Raw genomic sequence first — 6,895 nt, 5'->3', positions numbered from 1 at the left:
CCTGCCCGCGTCAAAATGTTTGACACGGTTTTAGAGGAATCCTGCCGCCAGTGGTGCGACTGCATCAATGATGCCCCGGAACGTGCCAGCGGCAAAGGCTTTGCGGCCTTTTTCTATGAGGTTTTTGAACAAAAAGAGCAGGAATACAAAGCCGAGTTAAAGGCCGACACGCGCTCTGAAAAGCCCTCCATCCGAAAAGCGCTGAACGAGAAAAAGGCCGAAGCCGCCGCCCGCCCTGCCCCGGAGCCGGAACGTAAAGCGCCGGAGGCCGCACGGTGAGCCGGGAACGGTTTCAGGCACGGGAGAAAAAGGTTCAGAAGATGGGACGGGACGGTCTGGTGGAACACAACCGCGCCACCGGCGAGGAAAAGCGCGTCAGCCAGCGCACGGCGGATGCCGCCTTTGACCGCGCCCGCCCCACGGAACGGGAGGACATCCGCCGTCCGGCAGTACGGGGCGCAGACACCGGCAAAAAGCGGAAACAGCCCCGCCCTGCGCCGGAAACAAGGGCAGAACAGACGGAACCGCTGCTTACGCCGGAATATCTGGCAGACGCCACCGCCGAACCGCCGCCCGATGCCCCGGCAACCATGCGGGGCGCGGTGGATATGCCATTACTGGATGCGCCAGCCGCCGAGGAACCCACTCCCGCGCCGGTGAGGAAACGCCCCCAAAAGCGGGGGAAAACGAGCAAAAAGAAGCAAAGCACGAAATTCGCGGAACACGCTGCCCGGCCGGACAGTGAGGAAAAAACGGCTATGCGCGGCGTAGAGGGCGCTCCTGCCCCAAAGCGGCGCACTTCTGAAGGCGGCTCCCGCCTGCAATTTGACCTGGAAGAAGAACCCGCAGACCCCACCGCAGACCGCACAGCAATCAGAAAGCGGCAGGCGGCAAAGTCCGCCCAACACGCCGCCAGACCAGACAGCCGGGAAACATCCGCTATGCGCGGCGCAGACAACATACCCGCCACAAAGCGGCGTATCTCCGAGAGTGGCTCCCGCCTGCAATTTAGCAAAGAAGAAGAACCCGATGACCCCACCGCCGACCGCACAGCGATAAAAAAGCGGCAGGCGGCAAATCTGGCGGAACACGCCGCCAAGCCGGAGGATAAGACAGCATCCGAGGGCAGGCCAAAGCCCCAGGGAACGCGCCTGAAATTTGAGGATACCGCCAAAGATTCGGAAACTGCCAGCGATGCCGCACCCGATGCCCCCATCCGCCAGCAAAAGAAGTATGAAAAAGCCGTCCGCCGCACAGAACGCGCAGACCGCCGCGTGGAGCAGGCGCAGATGAAGCTGCCTACCAAGCGCCGCCTGCACATGGAGCGCCAGCCTGACGAAGCCAGCGGGAAAATGAAACGGCGGCTCCGTTTTGAGGAGGAAGTGCTGCCGGAGTACCGCAGGCCCTCCCTGCTCTCCCGTGGGGCCGGCGCGGTGAAAATGGCGGCGGTTATCAAGCTGCACAGCAAAATCCGCGAATACGAGCGCGACAACGTGGCTCTGGAATCCGCCCACAAAAGCGAACTGGTTGCCGAGCAGGGCGTGGGGCGCGTCCTGCGCTGGGAACGGAACCGCCGCCGCGCCAAGCCCTACCGCACTTTACGGAAAGCACAGCAGAAAGCGGCGCGGGCGCACACCGACCTTGCATGGCAGACTGCCCTGCGGGATAACCCCGAACTGCAACGCAAAAACGCGCTGGCAAAATGGGTGCAGAAACAGAAAATCAAGCGGAAATACGCCCAGGCCGCCCATGAAGCCAAACAGAGCGCGAAATTTACCCAAAACGTCCTGACCGCTACCGGCAAGATTGCCCGCGCCATCGCCCAGTATGCGGCGGCGCATAAGGCGGTCTTTCTGGCGGTTGCAATGCTGGCGCTGGTGGTGATGTTCTTTGCCACGGGCCTGACCTCCTGCACCGCTATGTTCTCCGGCTTCCAGTCCTCCTATATTTCTGCGTCCTACATGGCCGACGAGGGGGAAATCTGCCAGAGCGACCTTTACTACACCGAAAAGGAAACGGATTTACAGATTGACATTGACAATACCGAGGAAAATTACCCCGGCTATGATGAATACCGCTACAACATCGGTGAAATCAGCCACAACCCCTATGAACTGCTGGGCTACCTTTCCACGGCGTTCAATGCCTTTACCTTTGCAGGGGTTCAGTCTGAAATCGACCGCATTTTTTCCGAGCAGTACACCCTCACCCGTGAAGTGATTGTGGAAACCCGGTACGACGATGACGGCGCCCCCTATGACTGGTACGTCCTGCAAACCACATTGACCGTGCGCCCGCTGTCTGCCGTGGCACAAAGCCATCTCTCTCCCGGCGAACAGACCGACCGCTACGGTGTGTATATGCAGACCTACGGCAACCGGCAGGCGTTTGGGAACCCCTTTGATTTCTCATGGCTGGGGAACGTGAGCAGCGGCTACGGCTGGCGGGTACACCCCATCAGCGGGGAAAAGAGCCTGCATCGCGGCATTGACCTTGCCGTGGCGCAGGGTACGCCGATTCTGGCGGTGCAGGACGGGCGCGTGGTATCGGCTGGCGACGCGGGCAGCTACGGGCTGTGCGTGGTGATTGAGGACGATAAAGGCTACCAGTCCCGGTATGCCCACTGTTCCAGCCTAAACGTCAGCGCAGGCCAGGAAGTAAAACGCGGGGATGTGATCGCCGCCGTTGGCAGCACCGGCAACAGCACGGGGCCGCACCTGCATTTAGAGGTCATGCTAAACGGCGAATACTTAAATCCCTATTTCTTCGTGGACAACGGCGACGATGGAACCGGAGCAATCCCCGGCACACCCGGCGGGCCGGCTATCCCGGACTATTCCGGCGAACCGATGGGGGACGGCAGCTTTGAAGCGATGCTCCATGAAGCAGAAAAATTTTTAGGATGGCCTTACGTTTGGGGCGGCAGTTCCCCCTCCACATCCTTTGACTGCTCCGGCTATGTTTCGTGGGTCATTAACCAGTCCGGCGTGGGCAGCGTGGGACGGCAGACGGCACAGGGGCTTTATAACCTGTGTACCCCGGTATCTTCGGCAAACGCACAGCCCGGTGATTTGATTTTCTTTACCGGTACATACAGCTCTCCGGGGCCGGTCAGCCACGTTGGGATTTATGTGGGCGGCGGGCGGTTCATTCACTGCGGCGACCCGATCTCCTACGCCAATACGGGAAGCCCCTATTGGTCTGCCCATCTGTACGGATATGGGCGTCTACCCTGAAACACTTTTTTAAGCATTTTTGCCAGAAACGGAGGTATGATTTGAAAATTGGACTGATTGATGTGGATTCCCACAACTGGCCGAACCTGTGCCTGATGAAGCTGTCCGCGCACCATAAGGCGCGGGGCGACCTGGTTGAGTGGTGGAACCCAGGGAACCACTACGACCTTGTTTATAAAAGCCGGGTATTCACAGATACCTACTCGAAAGATACGATTGCCGTTACCAATGCCGATGCCGTCATTTCAGGCGGCACGGGCTACGGCATAAGGGAAAATTTACCGGATGCGGTGGAACACACCCGCCCGGACGCTTCTTTATATCCGCAGTTTTCCGATACCGCCTATGGCTTTTTGAGCCGTGGCTGTCCGCGAAACTGCGGATTCTGCATTGTCAGCGGCAAGGAGGGGCGCAAAAGCCGCAAAGCAGCCGACCTGTCCGAGTTTTGGGACGGGCAGAAAGAAATCAAGCTGCTGGACGCAAACCTCCTCGCCTGCCCCGACCATGAAGCGCTGATTTTACAGCTTGCCGAAAGCCACGCATGGGTGGACTTTTCCCAGGGGCTTGACATCCGCCTGGTTACGCCGGACAATGTGGCGCTCCTAAACCGGGTACGCACCAAGGCGGTGCATTTTGCCTGGGACAATCCAAATGAGGACTTGACCGGGCATTTTAAGCGTTTTCTGGAACTGACCGCCATTAAGAGCGACCGAAAGCGGCGCGTCTACGTCCTGACCAATTACGGCAGCACCCATGAGCAGGACTTGTACCGGGTGGAAACCCTGCGCGGCATGGGCTATGACCCCTATGTGATGGTCTACGACCGCCCCACCGCGCCGAAAATCACCCGCCAGCTTCAGCGCTGGGTGAACAACAAGCGGATTTTTTACACTGTCAAAAACTTTTCCGATTATATTCCAAACAGAACAGGAGGGACAACGTGAAGATTGACCGATTAAAAACCGACCTGGCGAAAGCCAAAGAAAAAGCCGCCGAGTGGCAGGCCCGTGTGCGGGACTTGGAGAAGCAGATCACCGAGCAGGAAAACCTTGAAATCTTGCAGGTGGTGCGCGGCGTGGCGGCTTCACCGGAGGAACTGCGGGGGCTGCTGGATATGATACGCGGGGCGAAGATGCCCCCGGCTGGCAATGCCCGAACTTTTGAAAACATGGATAAGGAGGAAATCTGAGTATATGAATATGAAAACAAAACGCTTTCAGCGCACGGCGGCGATGCTGCTGTGCATTTTTATTTGTGCCTGGACAATGTTCCCCCTGATGGGCGCGGCCTTTGCCGCCGAGGGGCTGCATGACACCGCAGAGGCAGAAATCACCTGCTCTTGTGATATTCGCTGCACGGCGGATACCCTCAACGCAGACTGCCCGGTTTGTACGCAGGATGTGAATGCCTGCACCGGCACGGAACCGGAAGCACCCACCGAAACAGAAACACCCACCGAGCCGGAAATCACCTGCTTCTGCGATACCCGCTGCACGGCAGATACCCTCAACGCAGACTGCCCGGTTTGTACGCAGGATGTAGCTGCCTGCACCGGCGCAGAGCCGGAAGTACCCACCGAGCCGGAAATCACCTGCTCCTGTGATATTCGCTGCACGGCGGACACCCTCAATGCGGACTGCCCCGTCTGTGTGCAGGAGGTAGCCGCCTGCATTGGCAAAGAGCCGGAACCGCCCACGGAACCGGAACCCGTCTGCATCTGTGAAACAAGGTGTACGGCAGACACGCTCCATGCAGACTGCCCCATCTGCAAGCAGGATGTAACCGGCTGCATTGGCAAAGAGCCGGAACCGCCAGCGGAGCCGGTCTGTATCTGCACCGCCCACTGTGAACCCGGCGCGGTCAATGCGGACTGTCCCGTCTGCCTGCTGAACCTGGCCGGCTGCACCGTCGAAGCCCCTGCGCCTGTCCCGGTCTGCGTCTGCGAAAACAAGTGCGAGCTTGGCGCGGTCAACCCCGACTGCCCGATCTGCAGAGCCGACCTGACCGGCTGCACCGGCAAAGCCCCCGCGCTCATCCCGGCATCCAATCTCTCCATCAAGATTACACCGCCCTCCGGCTGGGCGACCGGCAGCGCCGCCGCCGAGTTTCGCATTACCGATGAAGCCGGCAGCGGCTTTGCTCTCGTTCAGGTGAAAATCGAGAAAAACGGGCAATGGCGCGATGTAACCGACACTTTGAAGCAGCGGGATAACCGCTGGTACGGGGAAATCGACCTTTCGGAGAACTGCACCGTCTATGTCTGCGCCACCGGCCACGATGGGAAAGTTTACGAAAAATCCCGCTATATGGAGTGCTTCGACCGCACCGCGCCCACCTTACGCGCCAGCATGGACGGGCGGCTGCTCCGGGCAGAAGCCAAAGACGACCTTTCCGGCGTGGCGGCAATCTATATTGACGGCGAGAAATACACCGATTTAACCAACGGCACACTGGACGTACCGTTGCGGGATTTGCCCGATGATTACGAGCAGCTTTCGGTGCAGGCGGTGGACGCTGCGGGAAACAAATCAAAAATCGTGCAGGTCAAAAACCCCAACTATCAGGCGGAGGATAACAAACAGAAGCCCTCCACCGGCCAGACACAGCCCCCGGCAACCACCGCGCCGGGTACATCCGCCACGCCTGGTACAACCACCACGCCTGCGGCTACAACACCCACAACGGGCGCGACAACCTCACCCAACACGCAGACTACCGCCCCGGCAACAAGCGCCACAAAACCGGCTGCTGGCACGGGCAGCACAAAGCCCTCCGCTTCGGCAAGCGCCGACCCGGACGAGGAAGCGGACACCACGCCCCGCGACCCGGTTCCCCTGACCCCGGACGGCCAGGCCACGGTGCTTGATAACGCCACCAATGAGGACGGCAAGGAGTTTTATACCATCCAGACGCCGGATGAAAACGTGTTTTATCTGATTATCGACAACCAGCGCGATACGGAAAACGTGTATTTCCTCAACGCCGTCACCGAAGCCGACCTGATGGCGCTGGCAGTCAAGGAGGACGACGCGCCGCAGACGGACGCAATCCCCGACCCGGAGCCGGCCTGCATCTGTACGGAACAGTGCGCCGCCGGCGAGGTCAACACCGACTGCCCGGTCTGCACCCTGAACCGGAAAGACTGTACCGGAAAAGCCCCTGTGACCGATACGGAAACCGAACCCGATAAAAAGCCGGAGAAAACGAAAAGCGGCGGTTCCGGCACACTGATTTTAGTGCTGTTTGTGGCGCTGGCGGCTGGCGGCGCGGGCTACTACTTCAAAATCTATAAGCCTAAAAAAGACTTGGACGATGCGGAGGACTTTGACGAACTGACCGGCGGGGACGAGGAGGAAACGGTCAACGAGGACGAGGATGTGGACGCGCAGGAAGAAACCCGGCAGACGGGCTATGAGGAACCGACAGCCTATGATGAGCCGGAGGAACCGGACTATCCTGAAAACTACGGCGGGGAGGACGACTGATGCGATTTACCAACAGCCCTTTTGAGCGGATGATGACCCAAAGGCCGTCCCCTGGCCGCGCCGCGCCTGCTTCCCCCGTCCATCCGCCCGGACATCCCTGCCACCGCTGTCCCTACGGGCTAAATGCGCCCTGCGTGGGGATATGCTACAAAAATCTGAAAAAGGAGCGTGAGA

At 59.5% G+C, this 6,895-nt stretch carries 4 protein-coding genes and 1 pseudogene; all 5 read left to right on the top strand.

Annotated elements, in window-relative coordinates; genetic code table 11:
* Positions 1–279 (top strand): annotated as a pseudogene (locus D5269_RS16390) (hypothetical protein); the annotation flags it as partial.
* Positions 276–3,236, top strand: coding sequence for a CD1108 family mobile element protein (locus tag D5269_RS16385; RefSeq protein WP_120486973.1), 2,961 nt, complete (start codon positions 276–278; stop codon positions 3,234–3,236). The pseudogene D5269_RS16390 and the gene D5269_RS16385, both read left to right, overlap by 4 nt.
* Positions 3,237–3,277: 41 nt before the next feature.
* Complete coding sequence (locus D5269_RS16380; RefSeq protein ID WP_166545230.1) at positions 3,278–4,180, top strand: radical SAM protein; 903 nt, start codon at positions 3,278–3,280, stop codon at positions 4,178–4,180.
* The gene (locus tag D5269_RS16375) at positions 4,177–4,425 is read left to right on the top strand and encodes a DUF4315 family protein (RefSeq protein ID WP_016303794.1); all 249 of its coding nucleotides are present in this window, start codon (positions 4,177–4,179) and stop codon (positions 4,423–4,425) included. Before D5269_RS16380 ends, D5269_RS16375 begins: the two co-directional genes overlap by 4 nt.
* Positions 4,426–4,429: 4 nt before the next feature.
* Positions 4,430–6,721 (top strand): DUF4366 domain-containing protein, encoded by a 2,292-nt coding sequence (locus D5269_RS18695; protein ID WP_243126931.1) that lies wholly within the window; start codon positions 4,430–4,432, stop codon positions 6,719–6,721.
* The last annotated feature ends 174 nt before the right edge of the window (positions 6,722–6,895 follow it).

The sequence above is a fragment of the Anaerotruncus sp. 1XD42-93 genome (assembly GCF_009917605.1).
In the GTDB taxonomy this organism is placed as follows: domain Bacteria; phylum Bacillota; class Clostridia; order Oscillospirales; family Ruminococcaceae; genus Anaerotruncus.
Note: the sequence above shows the minus strand (reverse complement) of the source record. Positions and strands in the feature narration are given on the sequence as shown.